We start from the raw sequence: 1,858 nt of genomic DNA on the forward strand, positions 1-1,858 counted from the left end.
CGCCTGGAAGTGGGCCGCGCCTCCGGCATGGTCCGCGGCGGCTCCCCCGAGTCGCAGCGGGCGCACCTGGACGACCTGGTGCGCCGCTACACCGCCAAGACGCCCACCTCGAAGCGGATCGCCCAGAAGTACCGCCGGGTGCTCGCCGACAGCCGGGGACGAAGGAGATGCTGTACCCGATCGCGGGGCGGCGGGCCAAGGGCTCCTGGATCGAGGACATCGACGGCAACCGTTACGTCGACATCACCATGGGCTTCGGCGTGCTGCTCTTCGGCCACGAGCCCGACTTCGTCGCCGAGGCCGTCCGCGAGCACCTCTCGCGCGGCATCCAGCTGGGCCCGCGCAACGTGGAGACCGGCGAGGCCGCCGAACTGCTCGCCGAGCTGACCGGCATGGAGCGGGTCGCCTTCGCCAACTCCGGCACGGAGGCGAACTCCGCCGCGATCAGGCTGGCCCGTGCCGCCACCGGACGCACCCGGATCATCACCTTCGAGGGCGCCTACCACGGCCACAACGACAACGTCCTCGGCCGCTCACCGCGCACCGGCGGCGAGGGCCCGACCACCGTCCCGATGTCCGCGGGCATCCCGCAGAACGCCGTCGCCGACCTGCTCGTCCTGCCCTACGGCAGCGAGGAGAGCCTCGCCGTCATCGAGCGGCAGGCGGGCGACATCGCCGCGGTCGTCGTCGAGCCGGTGCAGAGCCGCCACCCGGCGCTCCAGCCGGTCGGCTTCGTGCGCAGGCTGCGCGAGCTGACCCGGCGCCACGGCATCGTACTGCTCTTCGACGAGATGCTGACCGGGTTCCGCCCCGCGCCGCGCGGCGCCCAGGAGCTGTACGGAGTGACCCCGGATCTCGCCACTTACGGCAAGCTCCTCGGCGGCGGCTTCCCCATCGGGGCGGTCGCGGGCCGCGCCGACATCATGGACGGCATCGACGGCGGCCACTGGAGCTACGGCGACGACAGCTATCCGCAGGCCGACACCACCTTCTTCGGCGGCACCTACATCCAGCACCCGGTGTCGATGGTCGCCACCCGGGCCGTCCTCGCCCACCTCAAGGAGCACAGCCCGCACCTCCAGGAGCGCCTGAACGCCCGTACCGGCGAACTGGCCGCCACCCTCAACGCCTTCTTCGAGGCGGAGGAGTTCGCGCTGAGCCTGAGCCACTTCGGCTCGCAGTTCCGGTTCGAGCACCGCGCGGACATGGAGCTGCTCTACCACCACCTCATGCTGCGCGGCGTGCACGTGTGGGAGTGGCGCAACTTCTTCCTCTCCACCGAGCGACCGCCCCGATGGGGAAGCCGCCGCCGACATCATGGACGGCATCGACGGCGGCCACTGGAGCTACGGCGACGACAGCTATCCGCAGGCCGACACCACCTTCTTCGGCGGCACCTACATCCAGCACCCGGTGTCGATGGTCGCCACCCGGGCTCCACCGAGCACTCCGACGGCGACATCGAGTTCATCGCCGACGCCGTACGGGGGTCGCTGCGGGAGCTGCGCGACGCCGGGTTCTTCCGTACGAAGGCGAAGGCCCCCGCCACTGCTCCCGCCCCCGCTCCCAAGGCGCAGGCCATGGCSCTCTGGGCCGGGCAGGGCCACCGGCTGGCCCGGGAGCTGCCCGCGGGACGGCTCGTGGAGGTCCTCACAACCGAACTGGCCGAGGCACGGGCGGCGTCGGCCCCGGTGGGCCAGGGGGACGAGCGATGACCGCGCCCGCGTCGAAGTGCTCCACGACGAACACGGGCGCGGTCATCGCTCGTCCCCCTGGCCCACCGGGGCCGACGCCGCCCGTGCCTCGGCCAGTTCGGTTGTGAGGACCTCCACGAGCCGTCCCGCGGGCAGCTCCCGGG

General features: G+C 72.2%; 1 protein-coding gene. It reads left to right on the forward strand.

The window, feature by feature from the left end:
* The first annotated feature begins 167 nt into the window (after window positions 1–167).
* Entirely contained in the window at window positions 168–1,715 is a 1,548-nt protein-coding gene (locus AB8Z36_RS39575) for an aspartate aminotransferase family protein (protein WP_369218197.1), read from the forward strand.
* The last annotated feature ends 143 nt before the right edge of the window (window positions 1,716–1,858 follow it).

The organism is Streptomyces flavofungini (assembly GCF_041028215.1).
GTDB lineage: Bacteria > Actinomycetota > Actinomycetes > Streptomycetales > Streptomycetaceae > Streptomyces > Streptomyces flavofungini_B.